Here is a 17,916-nt window from a genome sequence, read left to right as displayed (position 1 = left end):
GCCTCGATTGCCGAAGTATCCTCGGCCACCCGCCAGGTCCATGACCTTTCCGAGCGTGTGATGAGTGCATCCAACGCCTCGATTGTCGGTTCCGAAGAACAAAGTATGCGCACCAACAGCGTGGCCGCCGCCATCAACGAACTCGGTGCCGCTACCCAGGAAATCGCGCGCAACGCCGCCGATGCCTCGCAACACGCCAGCGGTGCCAGCGAACAGGCCAACGACGGTCGCCAGGTGGTGCAGGAAACCATTGCCGCGATGACCTCCCTGTCGCAGAAAATCAGCGAATCCTGCGAACAGATCGAAACCCTCAATGCCAGCACCGACGACATCGGGCAGATTCTCGATGTAATCAAGGGCATCTCCCAGCAGACCAACCTGCTGGCCCTCAACGCGGCCATCGAAGCTGCCCGTGCAGGCGAAGCCGGCCGCGGTTTCGCCGTGGTTGCCGATGAGGTTCGCAACCTGGCCCACCGCACCCAGGAGTCGGCCGAGGAGATTCACAAAATGATCACTACCCTGCAGGTCGGTTCCCGCGAGGCGGTGCATAACATGAACGCCAGCCAGGTCTCGAGCGAGGAAAGCGTGTCGGTTGCCAACCAGGCCGGTGAACGCCTGAGCAGCGTTACCCAGCGTATTGGCGAAATCGACGGCATGAACCAGTCGGTGGCCGCCGCGACCGAAGAGCAGACTGCAGTGGTGGAAAGCCTGAACCTGGACATCACCCAGATCAACGTGTTGAACCAGCAAGGCGTGGCCAACCTCAATGACACCCTGCTTCACTGCGATGCCCTGGCCCAACAGGCAGGTCGCCTCAAGCAACTGGTCGACAGCTTCAAGATTTAAAGCAAACACCTGGCGAGGGAGTGCACAGCCCTCGCCAGGCGCCTGTCGCTATACCGCTACGGCGCGTTTGACCCTGCCCAGGCGTATCCAGCCGATCAACACCGCCAGCATGACCACAAAGCCCAGGTAACCGAAGAGCGGATAAACCTGGCCGACCAGGCTGATGAAGCCGATCAGGCTACAAACAAACGCAGCCACCCCTGCACCCACTGCCCCCACTTGAAAACTGCGAGTGCCCGCGGGCAACAGCCGCGCCAGAAACGAATAGAGCATGCCCACGGCGGTATTGACGATCATGCCGAAGATGATCACGCACATGATCACGCCAAGCGTTGGCGACAGCTCGCTGGCGATCGACAGCATCGGCATTGGCAAGTCAGCCACGGTATCCAGGCGCGCGAGCAGCCCGGCGCTCATCACCAGCATCAGTGCGCCCAGCCCTGCACCGCCGAGAATGCCACCCCAGATAGCGGTTTTCTCCATACGTGCCGAGCCACCAAGAATCGCCAGCATTGGCGCCCCGGCGACGACGTTGTAAGACACATAGAGAAAAGCCCCCAACAACCAATGGCTGGCGCCTGCCTCCTGCTTGCTGGCGATCTGGTCCAGCGCGGAAAAACTCAAGTCGCGAGTGAACACCGCGTACAGCGCGATCGCAGTGGCGGCCAGAATCAGGAAAGGCGTAACTGCACCAATCAGCACGATGACCTTTTGCACATCAAGGCACACCACCGCTACCACCAGCAGGGTGACCAGCACACTGCCGGTCAGCGCCGGAATCCCAAACTGCTGCTCGAGCAAGGCGCCGCCCCCGGCGAGCATCACCACGGTGACCCCGAACATGAAGAAAGTAATCAGCAGATCGACGAACAGCCCCAAGTAGCGGCCGCAGATGGCATACACCACATCCTTGTGCGACGTGGCTTGCAGGCGATTGCCCAACCCGGCCAGGGCCATGCCGAGGAACGTGAACAGCGCCGCACTGACCAGCGTGCCGAGCAACCCCCAGAGACCGAAATTGACGAAAAACAGCAACAGTTCTCGCCCGGAGGCGAAACCTGCACCCACGATGACGCCAATAAAGGCGCCTGCAATTTTCAGCTGATCTTTCATCTCGAACCCTCTGGCATCTATGGCCCTGGCCGGGCCTTGTTGTTTTTTCCCAGTACCACGCAGGCAGGTGTGATCTCAGTCGTGGCCGATCCAGGCCTGCACTTCGATCTCCACATCAACCCCCAGGGCAAGCCCGGCGCTGACCGTCGAGCGCACGGGATAGCCGTTAGCAAAGAAGCTTTTGTAGACCTCGTTGAAGCCGGCGAAATGTGCCATGTCCGACAGCCATACCGTGGCCTTGATCACCTGATCAAAACCGACGCCGCATTCGGCCAGGGTTTCACCAATACGCTCCAGCGTGGCCTGGGTCTGGGTCTGGATATCACCCTTGACCACCTCGCCTTGGGCATTCATGGGAATCTGGCCGGAGAGAAACAGAAAGCCGCCGACCTTTACCGCTTTAGAGAACGGGAATGGCAAGTGGCTGGGGATACGCTGGATAGTCGAGCTCATTGAAGTGTCCTTGGATGATTAACGAAAACGGGCTGGCGACAAGCGTTTTGGCTCGACGCCCTCGCGGTGCAAGGCAGCAGGAAGGGGCTGACCGAGCAACAACGCACAGGCCAACTGCGAAACTCCCGCCGCCGACTGAATGCCATAGCCGCCCTGGGCGGCCAGCCAGAAAAACGCAGGATTGTGCGGGTCGGCGCCGATCACCAGATCGCCATCGGCCACGAATGAACGCAGCCCGGCCCAGGTGTGGCTGGGGCGCCGGATAGTCAGGGTGGTCAAGGCTTCGATGTTGTAGATGCCGATTGCCACATCCAGTTCTTCAGGCACTACGTCCTGGGGTTGGACCGGATCGGCATTGGCAGGAGAACCGAGCAATTGCCCGGCGTCGGGTTTGAAATAGAAGCTCTCGTCCACCCCGATAACAGCCGGCCATTGCGCAAACTCATGCGCCTGCGGTCCTTCAAAGGTAAAGGCGCTGCGCCGGCACGGTTGCAGGCCAACGGTTGGCACGTCGCACAGCGTGGCAACCTGATCGGCCCAGGCGCCCGCGGCGTTGACCAACTGCCGAGCCTGGATAACGCTGCCGTCAGCCAGGTGCACGTGCCACAGACCGTCGGCAAAGCAGCCTGCTACCAGTTCGGCGTTGCAGCGCAACTCACCACCGGCCTGACGAAAGCCACGCAAAAAACCCTGATGCAGGGCATGCACGTCAAGGTCCATCGCCCCCGGCTCATGAATCGCACCCGCCAGCGCGTCGCTGCGCAGGCTTGGCACCATTGCCGAGGCGGCCTCGGGATCAAGCAAGCGCACCTCGGTGCCGTTGGCCAGGTTCTGCGCGTAGCTGCTCGCTAGCAGCGCCTGCTGTTCGAGACTGGCGACATACAGACACCCACGCGGCTCAAGCAAATGATGTTCACAGAAGCCTTCCGGGGGCGACTCATAAAAAGCCCGGCTGGCGCGGGTCAGGGCCTGGATTTGCGGGGTGCCATAGGCTTCCATGAACATCGCCGCCGAACGCCCGGTGGAGTGGTAACCCGGCTGCGCTTCACGCTCCAGCAATAGCACTCGCTGCTGGCCAGCCAGCCGGTAACCCAGGGAAGCACCCGCTATACCGGCGCCAATGATTACGCTGTCGAATAGTTGCGTCATAACCTTGCCATTGCCTGGTAAAGAATTCGAAATTATCACTTATGAGAATTCTAATATATGAGAATTTAGAAATACGCAAGCGGCCACGGTAAGATGCCCAACCGCGATGCCTGACCGAGATACTTGATGAGTGACCGCTCCCCTGCTGCCAACCGCCCCGGCGCACAGCCGCCGATTGACCGTACCGAAGTCGGTGCGCGCCTGCGCACGGTGCGCAAGAGCCAGCAATTGACCCTCAAGCAATTATCGGAACGCTCCGGGGTGCCCGTATCGACCCTGTCGAAAATGGAACTGGCCCAGGTTTCAGTGAGTTACGAGAAACTCGCGGCGGCGGCGCGGGCCTTGAACGTCGACATCGCCCAGTTGTTCCGCTCATCCGAAGCGGGCGATGTGCCAACCTCCACCACCGTGGTGGTTCACTCGCTGCCTACCGCACCGGGCTACAGCACCGGGACCTACGATTACCACCTGATTGCCGGCGAATTTCCCGAACGTCTGATGACCCCGATGTACGCTCGCATCATTGCCCGCGAACTCCAGCAGTTCGATGAATTCATCCGCCACCCTGGGCAGGAATTTGCCCTGGTACTCAGCGGCCGCGTAAGAATCGTTTTCGAGACTGGAGAAGCCGTGAGCATCGGCGCCCAAGAGACCGCCTACTTCAACAGCAACGTAGGCCACATCTACCTTTCGGAGAGCGAAGATGGCGGCGATGCGCAAGTGATGGTGGTCATGACCGACCGATAACGCGGTCATCCCATTGCCGCGAATGCAGGTCGAGCCCGCATGCAGCGGTTATAACCTAATAACGAACTAGTCTATTTGGCTATAAAAAAACCTTTATGCTGGCTCACATCCGATCACGGGCATGTTGGGCGTTTAGATAAATGATGGATGTAGGTTCTTTCGGCTTTACCATTGCAGGCCTCGTCGTAGGATTCATCGTCGGCATGACCGGCGTTGGCGGCGGCTCACTCATGACCCCCATCCTCCTTTGGTTCGGCATCAGCCCAGCCACCGCCGTGGGCACCGACCTGCTCTATGCCGCCATCACCAAAGCCAGCGGCGTCTGGGTGCATAGCAAACACAAAAACATCGACTGGAAAATCACCGGTTGGCTGACCTTGGGCAGCGTCCCCGCTGCAGCCGCCACCCTGTGGTTTCTCAGCACCCTGAACACCGATACCCAAGCCGCAAACGCGGTGATCAAACAAGGCCTGGCCGTGGTCCTGGTACTGACCGCCCTGGCCATCCTGTTCAAAAGCAAACTGCAAGCCTTTGCCAGTAAACATGCCGGCGACCGCTATCACCTCAGCGGTACCAGCCTCAACTTGCTCACGGTGATCACCGGCGTGATTCTCGGTGTGATGGTCTCGCTGACCTCCATCGGTGCTGGCGCGCTGGGTACCGTGGCGTTGTTCCTCCTCTATCCCTACCTGGTCACCCGCCGCCTGGTCGGCACCGAAATCGCCCATGCCGTACCCCTGACCCTGGTTGCAGGCCTGGGCCATGCCAGCATGGGCAATATGGACTGGTCGCTGCTGGGCTACCTGCTGCTAGGCTCACTGCCGGGCATCTACCTGGGTAGCCACCTGACCGGCCGCATTTCCGACAGCGTCCTGCGCCCTTGCCTGGCCGGCATGCTGCTGATGATCGGATACAAACTGGCGTTTTAAACCGACAGAGCCGCGATGCCTGTCAAAAGTAGGCATCGCTGGCCCGGGCTTCTCTGATTCGCAGCTCTCGCGTCGCCTCCACTTCCTCGACCGACTGCAGTGAGCAGGCCTGCTTCTTGTAGCGATAACCGCCTTCTACGGGACGAGCAACCGCTACCTCTCCTTTGGCCAACAGCGCCAGCCGTGTGCCAACAGGCAACCCGGTCATCGCGCAGTCTTCAGGCCCAAGGTGAAAGGATGCATACACCAATGACTCATGCAAAACCGACCGCAGCTTGCTGTTCACCACTTCGGAAAACACCAGAAGGATCACGGCGGTATAGATCACTCCGATCATACACGCTGCATGCAGCCACTGACGCCGGTGCCCACCTGAGCTGGGAACGAAGAGGTTCCAGCAAATAGCAGTGGTGCGATTACGCCTCACCTGCTGCCTGAACACCGGCGCCGTCATACCGAACACCAAGGCGCCAATAAACATCACCACAGCGATCAGCAAGCTCGTCGCCAGGTACCAGATGTAAACCAGATAAATAAATGTCAGGGTTTTCTGTGCACCGGGAAACTGCCCTGGCTCGATGCGCGTCTGCCCGAGGATGAAGGCGTCCGCCTCTGCGCTGGCTGCAAGCCCCGCCGCCACCGTGAGCAATGCAGCCAGCAGCGTCAACCAGCCCTTGTGCTGCGCATAGCGCTCGACCAGCTGCAGCAAGCGCACAGCCAGCACGATCGACCCCAGGCTGAGCAGCGCAAACAGCCATTTCGCCAGGGTCTTGTCGACCGTGCTGCCCAGCCACTGAAACATCATCATGACCTGCAAGACCATCGCACAGGTCATGACCAACGCGGCCAGGTACTCATCAACGCCCCAGCCTTTCACACTGAAGTTCAGCTTCCAGCGAAAGTGCCGGTTCTGGGTACGGATGAACAACGACCGATGAATACTACGATCCAACCAATAGACGCTCGCTGCAAAGAGCACATAGAGCGCGACATATCCCCACATCAGCCTCGGTTCCCCTTCCTGCCAGCGCAACGCGCCAAAGCACACGAAGGGGTCATCCTAGATCAAAGCTGACTCGCCGTCTGGACGCAGTGACACCACCCTCAGGGCAATTTCGTATCGACGGATGTGCTAATGGCGACTATCGATTGAACCTGTCCACCAGGGCATACATTTCATGCGCAGTCTGCTGCAACGCTCGACCGAGGGTAGCGGAGCTGGCAGCAATGCCAACGTTCTGCTCCGACACCTGAGCAATGGTGGTGATTTGTCGACTGATGTCTTCGGCAACATGTGCCTGTTGCTCGGAAGCGGCTGCCATCTGTTCTGTCATCTGATGGATACGCTCCACCGCAGTGCCGATACCGTCCAGGGCGTTTTGCGTGGCAATCACTTGATCGACCCCGGCGTGGGCCTCGTCACTGCCTTGACGGGCAATGTCTACCGCCTGATTGGCCGCGCTGTGCAATGACTGAATAATGCTCTGGATCGTCTCGGTTGACTCCTGGGTCTTGAATGCCAGGGCCCGCACCTCGTCGGCGACAACGGCGAAACCACGCCCCTGTTCGCCGGCCCTGGCTGCCTCGATCGCAGCGTTGAGAGCCAAAAGGTTGGTCTGGTCGGCGATCTGTCGAATCATGTTCGAGGCGATCTGGATCGACTGGGTTTCCCCCGCGAAGTGCTCTACCGACTGGCTGATCTGATTAACCGTCTGCTGCAAGGTCTCGATGACCAGGCGCGTCTTGCCTGCCTCCTGTGAACCAACCTGAGTCAGCTGGTTGACGTCCTCGGCTTCGCGGGCCGTGTCGTGAATATGGGTCGACACCTCCGCAATCGAGGCAGCCATTTGAGTCATGGCGGTGGCGGCCATGTCCGTTTCGTCACGCTGACGTTGCAGCGACACCTCTGACGCCTGGGCCAACTGGCCACTCTCGGCGGCCATGGTTTCGGTCTGGTTGGCGTAGTCTCCCGAGCGGCTCAGCGCCGTGCGACCTTTGGCCTGCTCGCTGATCAGCGCCATCATCAGTTGCGCCAAAGGGCCCTGCTGGTCGGTGTAGGTGCGGGCGATCAACTCGCTGTCAAAACTCTCGGCGGTCAAACGCCGGGCTTTTGCGAACTTATGCTGCATGCGCCAATGAGCCGCTATCTGCATACCGATAAAGCCACAGGCCAGCACCGCAATAGCCGCCCAGTTGTCCAGATAGACCACGGCGGCAATGGCAGGCACCCCCAACGCAACCGGCGCCAGCCCCTGCTCCAGTGCAGTTGCAGCAAAGCGCTTGAAATTCCAACTGCGTTTACCTGTACGCATGCGTTCATACAGCGCAGAGGCACGTTCGATATCGGCTCGCTGCGGCTTGACTCGCACCGATTCGTAACCCACCACTATCGCGCCATCGAGGATCGGGGTGACGTAAGCACTGACCCAATAGTGATCGCCATTGCGGCATCGATTCTTGACGATGCCCATCCAGCTTTTACCGTCCTTCAAATACGACCACATGTGAGCGAAGACTGATTCTGGCATGTCCGGGTGACGCACAATGTTATGCGCACTGCCAATCAGCTCCTCACGACTGAAGCCGCTGATGGCGACGAATTCGTCGTTGCAATAGGTAAGGTTGCCGTGCAGGTCGGTGGCGGATATCAGCCGCTGTTCGTTCTGGAAAATGACTTCCTGCTGGGTGACCGGCAGATTGGTTCTCATACGCTGGTATCCGTTTGTGCTTGGATCAATTCAGGTGCAATTACCCTCATTGTAGGTATGGCCATTAGCCATTCCTCATCAATAGAGCGGGCATTGCTATAACGATAAGGAATAGAGGGCTAGACAGCCTGCGCTTCATTCGCAGCCATTTGATTGGTCAAGGTCAGGCACTCTTTGAACAGCCTGGCGGCGGGATCTAGATTGCGATTGGCCGCATAAAAACAGCCGATACTGCCAAAGCTCATCGGCTTGCCCAGATCAAACGCCTTGAGCTTGCCGCCATGGGCCAACTGCTGAGCGGTTTGCAGGGAAAAGAAGCTGATCGTCTGCTGATCCTGGATCAATTCGTAGTTAGTCAGGGCAGCAACCGACTCGATGACGTTGACCGGCGGGCCAAGGTCGAGCTCTTCGAACAAGCGATCGACCGTGCGCCGCAGCAGGCCACTTCGCGGGGGCAGAATCCAAGGAAAAGGATGCAAGTCAGCCAGGCTCAGCGGTTGACCGCTTCGATGCAATGGATGCTCGGCGCCCGCCACCACACACAGCCCTTCTTCGCCCAACACATCCACCTTCAGCCGCGTCTCGTACTCATGCCGGTGCCAATCATCGGGAATTCGCCCCACGACAATATCCAATTCACCGGCCAGCAAACTGGAGAACAATTGATCCATATGCCCGACACGCACCGTCACCAGTACACCGGGCGCACTCTCCTTGAGCAGCCGCAGCGTATGAGGCACCAGCAACGCGGAGGAAGAAGTCAATGAACCGACCATGACCTGCCCCGTGGTTCCGCTGTGGTACGCGTTGACCTCATCGGTCAGGCTGCGTAGCTCAGTGAGCATCGCATGGGCCCGACGCACCACTACTCCTCCCAGCTCTGTGGCGCGCACACCCCGGTTGCCTCTAACCAGCAAGGCCGCGCCGAGGAAAGCTTCCAGTTCATGAATGATCTTGGTAACAGCCGGCTGGGTAAGATTCAATGCCTGGGCAGCACCGACCAGCGAACCACTGCGCAGCACCTGGTCGAAGACCACCAATTGATAAAGTTTGAGTTTTCGGGCGACAGAAACAACGGTTGACTTCATGGGTAAAACCTAATGACTATCGAGCGATATCCGCGACATAAAACGGTGCTCGATATACTGGGCGGCTCCCTATTATTTTATTAACCCCCACACCAAAAACATCAAGGCGGCGTGGGCATCAGCACTTCCTTTCATTTCAATATAGAGGGGGTGCGAATGTAGAAATTGACCCAGATCATCGCTTTGAACGCGAGAAATATATATGCGAAGTGCTTATATAAAACACAAAAACCATACACAATGGAATTCTCTGCGAATTGTAAATTCTAACGTTTAATTCTGGAAATCAATTTAATCGACCCAGATATAAATAATTGGAATATCTGCGCTGTGGTTATTCAAAAAACCAGACTACCAGCGTGTCAGGCGGCCCTCTGCGTAGCTCCTTGGCTAATGAAGGCCCGCCGCCTTGCAGGCCTCGACAAAGGTTGCGCCTGCTCCGGTAACCTCAGGCGCCCTACTCGATGCGCCAACTCGGCCAGCAGGTACGGTATTTTCCAGAACACCAGCACGCGGTGGATGTACCAGAATCGCAAACGCCATGGGGTCATTCAATGGAGTAAGAAAAATTTCAGGATAAAATAATAAACTGTATAAAACGATAAGAACCGGCGCTATAAAAATCCGGCTTTGTCTTTACCTTTTAGTAATTCGAGCATCTTCGACTTAGCCGCGACAACCGTGCCCCCTTAATCATTGCGAACAGAGCGAATGAGCAGTTTGAAATGCGCGGTATTGGCCAACGCGATCATGGGCTTGTCCTTAAGCGTGATAAAGAACCAACGTATGGCTCAGCCTGACGCCGACCCATACGCTGATATTGCTACGCCTTAGCCTGCGACCGGTGCACGCCAGTCATCCGAGCCAGAAGTGCCAGACACTTCGTGGGTCCAAGTGATTTTGCGGTAGGTGAAATGCACGTCTTCCAGATGAGTGAAGTGTGCGTTGGAAGGATCTTGGCAGTTGTGCATGTAGTCTTTGATATCGACGATGATCGCGTCTTCCAGGAGGGTGGTGTAATAGTGCTCCTGGGTGCCGGCTGCCGAGGTACGGAACCACTGGATTTCGATTTTGGTCAGTCGCTCGCCGGAAGTCAGTGCTGCCAGCAGCAAAGGCGAAGCCTTGTCGAATACCTTGGTGATGACCACCGGCTTGTGTACACGCTGACCGGTTGGCTGGCCGGACTGCGGATCACGCGGAATGATCACTTCGTGCTGGAAACCCTGGACCATGACCTGGTCTTCGTGACCTTCCTGGTAGGTGTTACCAACAGAATCTGCGGTGAAGGCACCGGCGGTGATCAGGCCTTGTTTGGTACCCGTTACGGACATGTAGGCAGGTGTTGCCATTGTTGCTCTCCTTGCTGAAAAATGAAGTTCCCAAGGGTGTATTTTCCACTGGGGACATCATTTACTTGCCAAGGATCGTGCCAAATTAGCCAAGAAGCCCAGAGAGCGGGCGTTTCATTGATGAAGCTTATTTACCAGACCTCTTTTCACCCGTAATTTAGGTAAAAAGTGCGCAACTTCTTGCACACCCGTGCGCAAGAAGTTGCGCAGTCGACTGTACGCCAGGCGGCACAAGGCCTGGAGCGGTACATACGCCGGGTTGTCCACATTTTGATGTGCAAGAAGTTGCGCATAAAGGCTTAGCGCCATCGCCGGACACGAACGGATTCTCACACTGCAACATGCAACCAGAAAAGCGACGCTATTGGGCGTAGCGCAGAGGCAGCGCCGTGCGCATGTGCCCGACCGCACAAACCCTGATTCCTGATAAACTGCCCACCACGTTGTACACGCTCCGACTCGCGTCACAGTCGCATCAATACAGAAACCGCTAATGCCCCTAGATACCGCCAACACCTCTGCCCCTGAGCCTTCCCGCCGCTTCAGCGTGGCGCCGATGATGGACTGGACCGACCGCCACTGCCGGTTCTTCCTGCGTCTGCTCTCGAGCAATGCTTTGCTCTACACCGAGATGGTCACCACCGGTGCCTTGTTGCACGGCGATGCCGAACGCTTCCTGCGTCACGACGAAGCCGAACATCCCTTGGCTCTGCAATTGGGTGGCAGTGTGCCGGCTGATCTCGCTGCCTGCGCCAAGCTGGCGGAGGGTGCGGGCTACGATGAGGTCAATCTGAACGTCGGCTGCCCAAGTGACCGGGTGCAGAACAATATGATCGGTGCCTGCCTGATGGCGCACCCCGCGTTGGTGGGCGATTGCGTCAAGGCTATGCAGGATGCGGTACAAATTCCTGTGACGGTCAAACACCGTATTGGGATCAATGGTCGCGACAGCTACGCGCAGCTCTGCGATTTCGTCGGCCAGGTACGAGATGCCGGATGCCGCAGCTTTACCGTGCATGCACGAATCGCGATTCTCGAAGGGTTGTCGCCGAAGGAGAACCGCGAGATTCCACCGTTGCGCTATGACGTTGCCGCGCAACTGAAGACGGATTTCCCAGCGCTGGAGATCATCCTCAACGGTGGCATCAAGACGCTCGCCGAGTGCCAGGAGCATTTGCAAACCTTCGACGGCGTGATGCTTGGGCGCGAGGCTTATCACAACCCTTATGTGCTGGCGCAAGTCGACCAGCAATTGTTCGCCAGTCAGGCACCGGTGATCAGCCGCAGTGAGGCACTGGCCAGGCTGCGCCCGTACATCGCCGCGCATCTCGCTGCCGGCGGCGCCATGCATCATGTCACCCGCCATATCCTCGGCCTTGGCCAGGGCTTCCCAGGGGCACGCAAGTTCCGTCAGTTGCTCTCGGTCGATATCCACAAAAGCAACGACCCACTGGCGCTGCTGGACCAGGCAGGCGAACTGCTGCAAGGGCGTTAGTTCCGGAACCTGTGGGCGGTTGCAGACTCGAAGTGTTATCCCCTCGCCCGTCCTGCCAGCCAGCGCTTGAGCCGCTGGCAGCGCTCGGGTAATGTCGATCCATTGCACAGGACAGAGCACGCCCATGACCTCCAAGCTGGAACAACTCAAGCAGTTCACCACTGTGGTTGCCGACACTGGTGATATCGATGCCATCAGCCGCCTGAAACCGGTCGATGCCACCACCAATCCTTCCCTGCTGCTCAAGGCTGCAGCCATGCCCGGCTACGCCGACTTGCTGAAGGATTCGGTGGGGCACAGCAAGGGTGATATCGCCCGCGCCTGTGACGCCTTTGCCGTGGCCGTGGGTGCTGGCATTCTCAAGGTGATTCCCGGGCGTATTTCCACCGAGGTCGATGCGCGCCTGTCCTTCGATCAACCTGCATTGCTGGCCAAGGCCCGGCAGTTGATCGAACTCTACGAGCAAGCCGGGATCGGCCGCGACCGCGTACTGATCAAACTGGCCTCCACCTGGGAAGGTATTCGGGCTGCCGAAGTACTGGAAAAGGAAGGCATTCAGACCAACCTCACCCTGCTGTTTTCCTTCGCCCAGGCCCAGGCCTGCGCTGATGCCGGGGTATTCCTGATTTCACCGTTCGTGGGCCGTATCTACGACTGGTACAAAAAATCCACCGGTACGGACTACGTCGGCGCTGACGATCCGGGCGTGCAGTCGGTTACACGCATCTACAACTACTACAAGAGCAATGGCTATAACACCGTGGTCATGGGCGCGAGCTTCCGCAACATCGGCCAGATCGAACAACTGGCCGGCTGCGACCGCCTGACCATCAGTCCAGAGCTGTTGCAGCAATTGAGCGACGATCAAGGCGAACTGCCACGTATTCTCAAGCCTGGCAACGCCGGTGAGCCGCGTCAGCAACTCAACGAAGCGCAATTTCGCTGGGCATCCAACGAAGATGCAATGGCCACCGAAAAGCTCGCCGAAGGCATCCGTCAGTTTGCACGCGATCAAGAGAAGCTTGAGGCGTTGATGGCAGCAAAGGTTTGATACAAAGCCGGGTTTGATACTGAGCCAAAGAATGCTGAGTATCGTTGCCTTTTTGCGGCCTTGACGGCCTCATCGCGGGTCATGCCCGCTCCTGCACTGGAGCGGACGTGGCCCGCGATGCTTTTGATTTGTGCCCTTAGAGATGTTGATGCCTGATCCCTCCCCCTTGCCAGCAGTGTTGGCTGGCCCTTTGCTACGCCGCCTGGAACCCACCCGCATGGTGTTCTGGCTGGTCGGTTCGCAGGAACTGAATCCTCGCTTGTCATTGAGCTGTGCGAACATCACACCCACCCTTGAGTGCCAGGTCATTGCCATCGGCCAGCACGCGTTCGTGCACCTGATCGATATCCATCTCGACAGCGCCCTGCCCTACGATGTGCAAATCGACTATGACCTGCTCCTGAGCACTGACGACGGCTGCCAAGGCATCGCACAGTGGGCGCCCCACCTGCTTTACAAGGGTGCCAGCCAGCCCAATTTCGTACTGCGCTCGCGCATTGATCAACTGCTTCACGGGTCTTGCCGCAAGCCTCACTTTCCCGCTGCAGATGGCCTGCTGTGTGCTGATCGCTTGCTGATGGACTGTGCCGACCCCAACGCTCGCCCAGCGCTACTGATGATGAACGGCGACCAGGTCTACGCCGACGACGTCGCCGGCCCCATGTTGCGGGCCATCCATGCCCTGATCGAACGCCTGGGACTGTTCAACGAAAAGCTGCAAGGCGCAGTGGTCGAAACCAGCGCTGCGCTCTACAGGCATCCGGCAAGCTACTATCATCGCGCCGACCTGCTGCCGGCGCTGGAAAGCAACGAAACCCTGCGTGAGCGTTTCTTCGGCGGTACCCGCAAACCAATCTTTACCAGCAGTAACGCCGATAACCACCTGGTCACCTTCGCCGAAGTCATGGCCATGTACCTGCTGGTCTGGTCGCCGGTGCCCTGGACAGTGATCGACACGCAAATGCCGCCCGGGCTTACCGAGCAGCGCCAGGTGCGCTACCGGACCGAGCAGCAACTGATAGAAGACTTTGTCGCAGGACTTGGCGGTGTGGCAAGGGTATTGGCGCACCTGCCCAGCCTGATGATCTTCGACGACCATGACATCACCGATGACTGGAACCTGTCAGCACAATGGGAGGAGACCGCTTATGGCCACCCCTTCTCCAAACGCATCATCGGCAATGCTCTGCTTGCCTACCTGCTGTGCCAGGGCTGGGGCAATGATCCCGACAGCTGCTGTGAGCTGGTGCGCAAATGCCAGGCGCTGAGTAGTAGTGCCCAGACGGACCTGGAGCTGGATTCGCCGCTGCAAGATAGCCTTATCGATGAGCTGTTGCGCTTTGAAGGCTGGCAATTCGTGCTGCCGAGCAATCCACCCTTGCTGGTGCTCGATACCCGCACGCGGCGCTGGCGCAGTGAAAGCAACTTGAAGAAGCCATCGGGCCTGCTCGATTGGGAAGCCCTGTGTGAATTGCAGCAAGCGCTGCTCGATCATCCCTCGGCGATCATCGTCTCCCCGGCTCCGATCTTCGGCGTCAAACTGATAGAGACGGTGCAGCGGGTGTTCAGTTGGTTGGGCTATCCGCTATTGGTCGATGCTGAAAACTGGATGGCCCACCGTGGTTCGGCGCAAGTCATTCTGAATATTTTCCGCCACTCGCGAACCCCAGGGCACTACGTGATTCTATCGGGCGATGTGCATTATTCGTTCGTCTACGAAGTGCTGATCCGCCACCGTCAGCGCAGCCCACACTTGTGGCAGATCACCAGCAGTGGCATCAAGAACGAGTTTCCGCGGCGGCTTCTGGACATTTTTGACCGTCTCAATCGCTGGCTCTATGCACCGCATTCACCTCTGAACTGGTTCACCAAGCGCCGCCAGATGGAAGTGATACCGCGCACACCCAACCACAGCAAGGCGGGCGAACGGCTGTGGAACAGCGCGGGCCTGGGCCAGGTGTTTTTCAATGAACAGGGTCAACCCCAGCAGATTTTCCAACTCAATGCCGATGGGTCGACAGCAACCGAGTTTCCACCCAGGGTAACGGATTAACCAGTAGAAGCAGGCGTCATGCAGCGCCTGCAGGGCAGATCAAGTGCGCTCGAGTGCGTTGACCAGGTCGTGGAAAGCTTCACGATTGGAGTCGTTCAGCCCCATGAGGATTTTATGCGCCTCAAGCACCTTGGAGCGCACCACGTCTTCGCTCTGGTCTTGCGACGGCAGGTCGGTCAGGCACTCCGGGCAGGGAATTGGCCGATCAACGATGTTGAACACCTGATCGAAGCCCATGGATTGCAGCAACCGCGAGATGTCCGGGTTGGTGGTAACCACCGTCGGCAGTAGGCCGACCTTCTGCCGCGACAGGATCGAGAGCTTGGCCAGCAGGCCCAAGGTGGTGCTGTCGATACTTTCTGCTTCAGTCAGATCAATGACAATCGCCGAGAAATCCAGCGCCGTGAAGATCTTTTCAATAGTCGCATCCAGCGCCGAACACAAGGTAAGGCGCACTTCGCCGACGAACTTCAGAACGAACGTGCCGCTCTGTTCAGCGAACTGGATTCTTCCCATACTCATTGAAGGTTCCTGCTCAACACCAATAGGGCGATATCATCCGGCATCTCCCCAAGCGTAGCCAATCCGAATCGTTGGCGCAGCCCATCCAAGCTGCCCCCCGCGGCCTTTATTATTTCAGGCAAGGCCGCCTCTTTATCTTTGAGCGTCTTTCCAGGCAAAAGATCCAGAATGCCATCGGAGAGCAAGGTCAAGCTGAACGTCGCGGGCAATTCCAGAACATGATCCTGATAAGTCGCCTCGTCGAACAACCCGACCGGCAATCCACGACCTTCCAGATAGCGACTTTGCTCCGGGGTGTATAGCACCGGCAAAGGCAAATGGCCGCCGATGCTGTAGGTCATCAGCCCGGTATCTTCATCGATCACACCACCGACCATGGTCACGTGCTTGCCCAGCTTGCAGTTGATCAGGCCGCGGTTGATGTGCCCAAGTACTTCCGACGGTTTGAAGTCGCGCAATCTGGAATTGCGTTTGAATTCGAACAATAGCCGGGTAGTCATGAATTTTAACAATACAGTGACGAAGGCCGAGGAAGCGCCGTGACCGGAAACGTCTGCCAGGTAGAACGCAATACGGCGCTCATCGACGCGGAAATAATCGACAAAGTCGCCCGACAGGTACAACGATGGAATGATCTGGTGCTCGAATGACAGCGCGTCAGCCACCCACGGGCTTTCCGGTAGCATATTCATCTGCACCTGGCGCCCGGCGGTCTGGTCTTCCTGCAACAGGTGCAGGCTGGCCTCCAGTTCACGGTTGGCGGTTTCGAGCTTCTCCCGGTAACGCTGGTTTTCCAGCACCAGGCGAGCTCGATCCAGCGCACGGCGTACCGAGTGCTCCAGTACTGCGAGGTCTTCGAGCGGCTTGATCAGGTAGTCGGCTGCACCCAGGCGCAACGCCTCCACTGCGTCGTTCATCACCCCGGCGCCGGAAACAACGATCACCGGCAATTCAGGTGCGCGCTCGGTAACCTGGCGAATCAGCTCCAAACCGCCCATTTGCGGCATGCGCAGATCGCAGATCACTAGATCAGGCTGTTCCTTTTCGAAGACCTGCAGGCCCTGCTGCCCGTTACACGCTTGCAGGACACTGAAACCACTGTCTTCAAGGTAGGCGGCGAGACTCGCACGTACGACGTCGTCGTCATCGATTATCAGCAGCGTTGCACTGGTATTCTGCATGTGGGCAAACGGCGCCAGAATTAGGTTGGCGTAGGTGGCTCGACAAGGCATGAGCACACGTACTGGATTCGCTTCTAGCCACTCTTATATGAGTTGTAGGACAAGACAGGCTGTCCGGCAACTAGCAGAGGTGCCCTCTAAGGCGCAGACGGTACTCCCATCCGCCGGGGGTTTCAAGGGTACGCCGATGCTCGCAGTTGCTCTTTGCCGGGTAAATTACCGGGAGTTATAAAAACCCCTGAAGCTGCAACGCCTTGGAAGGTCTGTGGACAGCCGCTGTAGGAGAAAAAGGCTGGACTGGTAGGAGCAGTCTTGCCCGCAATTGCGATTTTTCAGCTGAATCGCAACGCGAGGCAAGCTCGCTCCCCTGCGCCGATGAACGGGCCCAGAATCAGAAATCGTCTACAACTTCGCCGTCCTTGACCTTGAACTCACGGTTTTGCAGGTAGGCATTACGAATAAACACGTATTTGTCACCGCTGATCAGCTTTTCCGCCGACAGCAAGCTTGCGCGGGTATCGACAACATCGACGGCGATGGCAGTGTTTCGGGTCGGCACATGATCAACATAACGGTAAGGTTCGGTGTAGGTATCCGGGTACTTGCCGATCGCATCACGAACCGTGCTTGGACCAAGCAGCGGCAGCATCACGTAAGGCCCGCTGGAGACGCCCCAGTAACCGAGGGTCTGGCCAAAGTCCTCATCATTGCGTTGCAGGCCCATCTTGGTGCCTACATCGAAGAAACCGGCCAAGCCGAAGGTGGTGTTGATGATCAAGCGAGCGGTGTCGACGCCAGCAGCGTGAGGTTTGAACTGCAGCACGTTGTTGGCCAGGTTGGTGACATCACCCAGGTTGAGGAACATGTTGTGGATACCATCTTCCAGAAACTGGGGAGTGACGGCCTGGTACCCTTTTGCCAGCGGCTTGAGGGCGTAGGTATCGACGGTATCGTTGAAGGTGAAGATCGGCCGGTTGATGCTCTCCCACGGGTCTTCTTCAGTAGCTGCCTGGGCTGCGCCCAATGGCGCCAGCAACAGGCCGGCGCAGACACAGGCCCGGGTCATCCGATCGATCACACCTGTACCGATCCTACGCATAGAGTTACTCCTCGACAGTCACTGCGCTGGACGTTATAAGCCCTGCGCTAAAAAAGGAAACAAGTATAAAGGGTCTTCCACTGATAAACAGCTTGGCACAATTGAGGTCACGATTTTGTGAACAACTGTGTAC

Annotated in this window: 15 protein-coding genes and 2 pseudogenes; 6 read left to right on the top strand and 11 right to left on the bottom strand. The window is 57.9% G+C overall.

What is annotated here, in order from left to right; genetic code table 11:
- The first annotated feature begins 60 nt into the window (after positions 1-60).
- On the top strand, positions 61-846 hold the full coding sequence (locus tag H8F21_RS29985; RefSeq protein ID WP_371922314.1) for a methyl-accepting chemotaxis protein: 786 nt from the start codon (positions 61-63) through the stop codon (positions 844-846).
- Positions 847-894: 48 nt separating this feature from the next.
- Here H8F21_RS29985 and H8F21_RS09860 read toward each other — a convergent pair whose 3' ends face one another.
- The 3 genes from H8F21_RS09860 to H8F21_RS09850 all read right to left on the bottom strand — a co-directional run bounded on the left by H8F21_RS09860 (position 895) and on the right by H8F21_RS09850 (position 3,561).
- A complete protein-coding gene (locus tag H8F21_RS09860; protein ID WP_203476662.1) occupies positions 895-1,959 on the bottom strand; it encodes a YkvI family membrane protein in 1,065 nt (354 codons plus the stop codon).
- Positions 1,960-2,034: 75 nt separating this feature from the next.
- Positions 2,035-2,412, bottom strand: coding sequence for a RidA family protein (locus H8F21_RS09855; RefSeq protein ID WP_136475351.1), 378 nt, complete (start codon positions 2,410-2,412; stop codon positions 2,035-2,037).
- Positions 2,413-2,430: 18 nt separating this feature from the next.
- A complete protein-coding gene (locus H8F21_RS09850; RefSeq protein WP_203476664.1) occupies positions 2,431-3,561 on the bottom strand; it encodes an NAD(P)/FAD-dependent oxidoreductase in 1,131 nt (376 codons plus the stop codon).
- A 126-nt stretch (positions 3,562-3,687) separates the two neighbouring features.
- Here H8F21_RS09850 and H8F21_RS09845 point away from each other — a divergent pair, with 126 nt between their 5' ends.
- Together H8F21_RS09845 and H8F21_RS09840 are read left to right on the top strand one after the other, a co-directional pair.
- Entirely contained in the window at positions 3,688-4,308 is a 621-nt protein-coding gene (locus H8F21_RS09845) for a helix-turn-helix domain-containing protein (RefSeq protein WP_203476665.1), read from the top strand.
- A gap of 143 nt (positions 4,309-4,451) precedes the next feature.
- A complete protein-coding gene (locus H8F21_RS09840) occupies positions 4,452-5,237 on the top strand; it encodes a sulfite exporter TauE/SafE family protein (protein WP_136478901.1) in 786 nt (261 codons plus the stop codon).
- Between the two features lie 22 nt (positions 5,238-5,259).
- Here the strand turns inward: H8F21_RS09840 and H8F21_RS09835 are convergent, their stop codons facing one another.
- From H8F21_RS09835 to H8F21_RS09820, 5 genes and pseudogenes are all read right to left on the bottom strand, one after another.
- On the bottom strand, positions 5,260-6,240 hold the full coding sequence (locus H8F21_RS09835; protein ID WP_203584283.1) for a hypothetical protein: 981 nt from the start codon (positions 6,238-6,240) through the stop codon (positions 5,260-5,262).
- A 139-nt stretch (positions 6,241-6,379) separates the two neighbouring features.
- Positions 6,380-7,327 (bottom strand): annotated as a pseudogene (locus tag H8F21_RS29980) (methyl-accepting chemotaxis protein); the annotation flags it as partial.
- 312 nt (positions 7,328-7,639) lie between these two features.
- A pseudogene (locus H8F21_RS29975) lies at positions 7,640-7,945 on the bottom strand (PAS domain-containing protein); the annotation flags it as partial.
- Positions 7,946-8,064: 119 nt separating this feature from the next.
- Positions 8,065-9,033: a LysR substrate-binding domain-containing protein gene (locus H8F21_RS09825; RefSeq protein WP_203543143.1), complete on the bottom strand. Its 969-nt coding sequence runs from the start codon at positions 9,031-9,033 to the stop codon at positions 8,065-8,067.
- Positions 9,034-9,863: 830 nt separating this feature from the next.
- On the bottom strand, positions 9,864-10,382 hold the full coding sequence (locus tag H8F21_RS09820) for an Hcp family type VI secretion system effector (protein ID WP_136475345.1): 519 nt from the start codon (positions 10,380-10,382) through the stop codon (positions 9,864-9,866).
- A 493-nt stretch (positions 10,383-10,875) separates the two neighbouring features.
- Between H8F21_RS09820 and dusA the strand changes: the two genes are divergently transcribed.
- From dusA to H8F21_RS09805, 3 genes are all read left to right on the top strand, one after another.
- On the top strand, positions 10,876-11,877 hold the full coding sequence (gene dusA, locus H8F21_RS09815; RefSeq protein WP_203543142.1) for a tRNA dihydrouridine(20/20a) synthase DusA: 1,002 nt from the start codon (positions 10,876-10,878) through the stop codon (positions 11,875-11,877).
- A 124-nt stretch (positions 11,878-12,001) separates the two neighbouring features.
- Complete coding sequence (gene tal / locus H8F21_RS09810; protein ID WP_203584281.1) at positions 12,002-12,928, top strand: transaldolase; 927 nt, start codon at positions 12,002-12,004, stop codon at positions 12,926-12,928.
- Between the two features lie 148 nt (positions 12,929-13,076).
- Positions 13,077-14,981, top strand: coding sequence for an alkaline phosphatase D family protein (locus H8F21_RS09805; RefSeq protein ID WP_203584280.1), 1,905 nt, complete (start codon positions 13,077-13,079; stop codon positions 14,979-14,981).
- Between the two features lie 39 nt (positions 14,982-15,020).
- Here H8F21_RS09805 and rssC read toward each other — a convergent pair whose 3' ends face one another.
- The 3 genes from rssC to H8F21_RS09790 form a co-directional block, all read right to left on the bottom strand.
- Positions 15,021-15,503 carry an anti-sigma factor antagonist RssC gene (rssC, locus tag H8F21_RS09800; protein ID WP_136475336.1) on the bottom strand — a complete coding sequence of 161 codons (483 nt, stop codon included), beginning with the start codon at positions 15,501-15,503 and terminating at the stop codon, positions 15,021-15,023.
- Positions 15,500-16,684, bottom strand: a complete 1,185-nt coding sequence (rssB, locus tag H8F21_RS09795) for a two-component system response regulator RssB (protein ID WP_203476937.1) — start codon at positions 16,682-16,684, stop codon at positions 15,500-15,502. The genes rssC and rssB overlap by 4 nt, the downstream gene beginning before the upstream one ends.
- 391 nt (positions 16,685-17,075) lie before the next feature.
- Entirely contained in the window at positions 17,076-17,783 is a 708-nt protein-coding gene (locus H8F21_RS09790) for an MlaA family lipoprotein (RefSeq protein ID WP_136475335.1), read from the bottom strand.
- Positions 17,784-17,916: the final 133 nt, after the last annotated feature.

The sequence above is a fragment of the Pseudomonas arcuscaelestis genome, from assembly GCF_016881005.1.
GTDB classification, from domain to species: Bacteria; Pseudomonadota; Gammaproteobacteria; order Pseudomonadales; family Pseudomonadaceae; genus Aquipseudomonas; species Aquipseudomonas arcuscaelestis.
This window is presented reverse-complemented; position numbering and strand designations above follow the sequence as displayed.

Bases quoted from the DNA above. Each gene is read 5' to 3' on its own strand.
- H8F21_RS29985 (WP_371922314.1), top strand. From the start codon at position 61: ATGAGTGCATCCAACGCCTCGATTGTCGGTTCCGAAGAACAAAGTATG.
- H8F21_RS09805 (WP_203584280.1), top strand. From the start codon at position 13,077: ATGCCTGATCCCTCCCCCTTGCCAGCAGTGTTGGCTGGCCCTTTGCTA.
- tal (WP_203584281.1), top strand. From the start codon at position 12,002: ATGACCTCCAAGCTGGAACAACTCAAGCAGTTCACCACTGTGGTTGCC.
- H8F21_RS09835 (WP_203584283.1), bottom strand. From the start codon at position 6,240: ATGTGGGGATATGTCGCGCTCTATGTGCTCTTTGCAGCGAGCGTCTAT.
- H8F21_RS09860 (WP_203476662.1), bottom strand. From the start codon at position 1,959: ATGAAAGATCAGCTGAAAATTGCAGGCGCCTTTATTGGCGTCATCGTG.
- H8F21_RS09845 (WP_203476665.1), top strand. From the start codon at position 3,688: ATGAGTGACCGCTCCCCTGCTGCCAACCGCCCCGGCGCACAGCCGCCG.
- H8F21_RS09855 (WP_136475351.1), bottom strand. From the start codon at position 2,412: ATGAGCTCGACTATCCAGCGTATCCCCAGCCACTTGCCATTCCCGTTC.
- dusA (WP_203543142.1), top strand. From the start codon at position 10,876: ATGCCCCTAGATACCGCCAACACCTCTGCCCCTGAGCCTTCCCGCCGC.
- H8F21_RS09820 (WP_136475345.1), bottom strand. From the start codon at position 10,382: ATGGCAACACCTGCCTACATGTCCGTAACGGGTACCAAACAAGGCCTG.
- H8F21_RS09790 (WP_136475335.1), bottom strand. From the start codon at position 17,783: ATGCGTAGGATCGGTACAGGTGTGATCGATCGGATGACCCGGGCCTGT.
- H8F21_RS09850 (WP_203476664.1), bottom strand. From the start codon at position 3,561: ATGACGCAACTATTCGACAGCGTAATCATTGGCGCCGGTATAGCGGGT.
- rssC (WP_136475336.1), bottom strand. From the start codon at position 15,503: ATGAGTATGGGAAGAATCCAGTTCGCTGAACAGAGCGGCACGTTCGTT.
- rssB (WP_203476937.1), bottom strand. From the start codon at position 16,684: ATGCAGAATACCAGTGCAACGCTGCTGATAATCGATGACGACGACGTC.
- H8F21_RS09825 (WP_203543143.1), bottom strand. From the start codon at position 9,033: ATGAAGTCAACCGTTGTTTCTGTCGCCCGAAAACTCAAACTTTATCAA.
- H8F21_RS09840 (WP_136478901.1), top strand. From the start codon at position 4,452: ATGGATGTAGGTTCTTTCGGCTTTACCATTGCAGGCCTCGTCGTAGGA.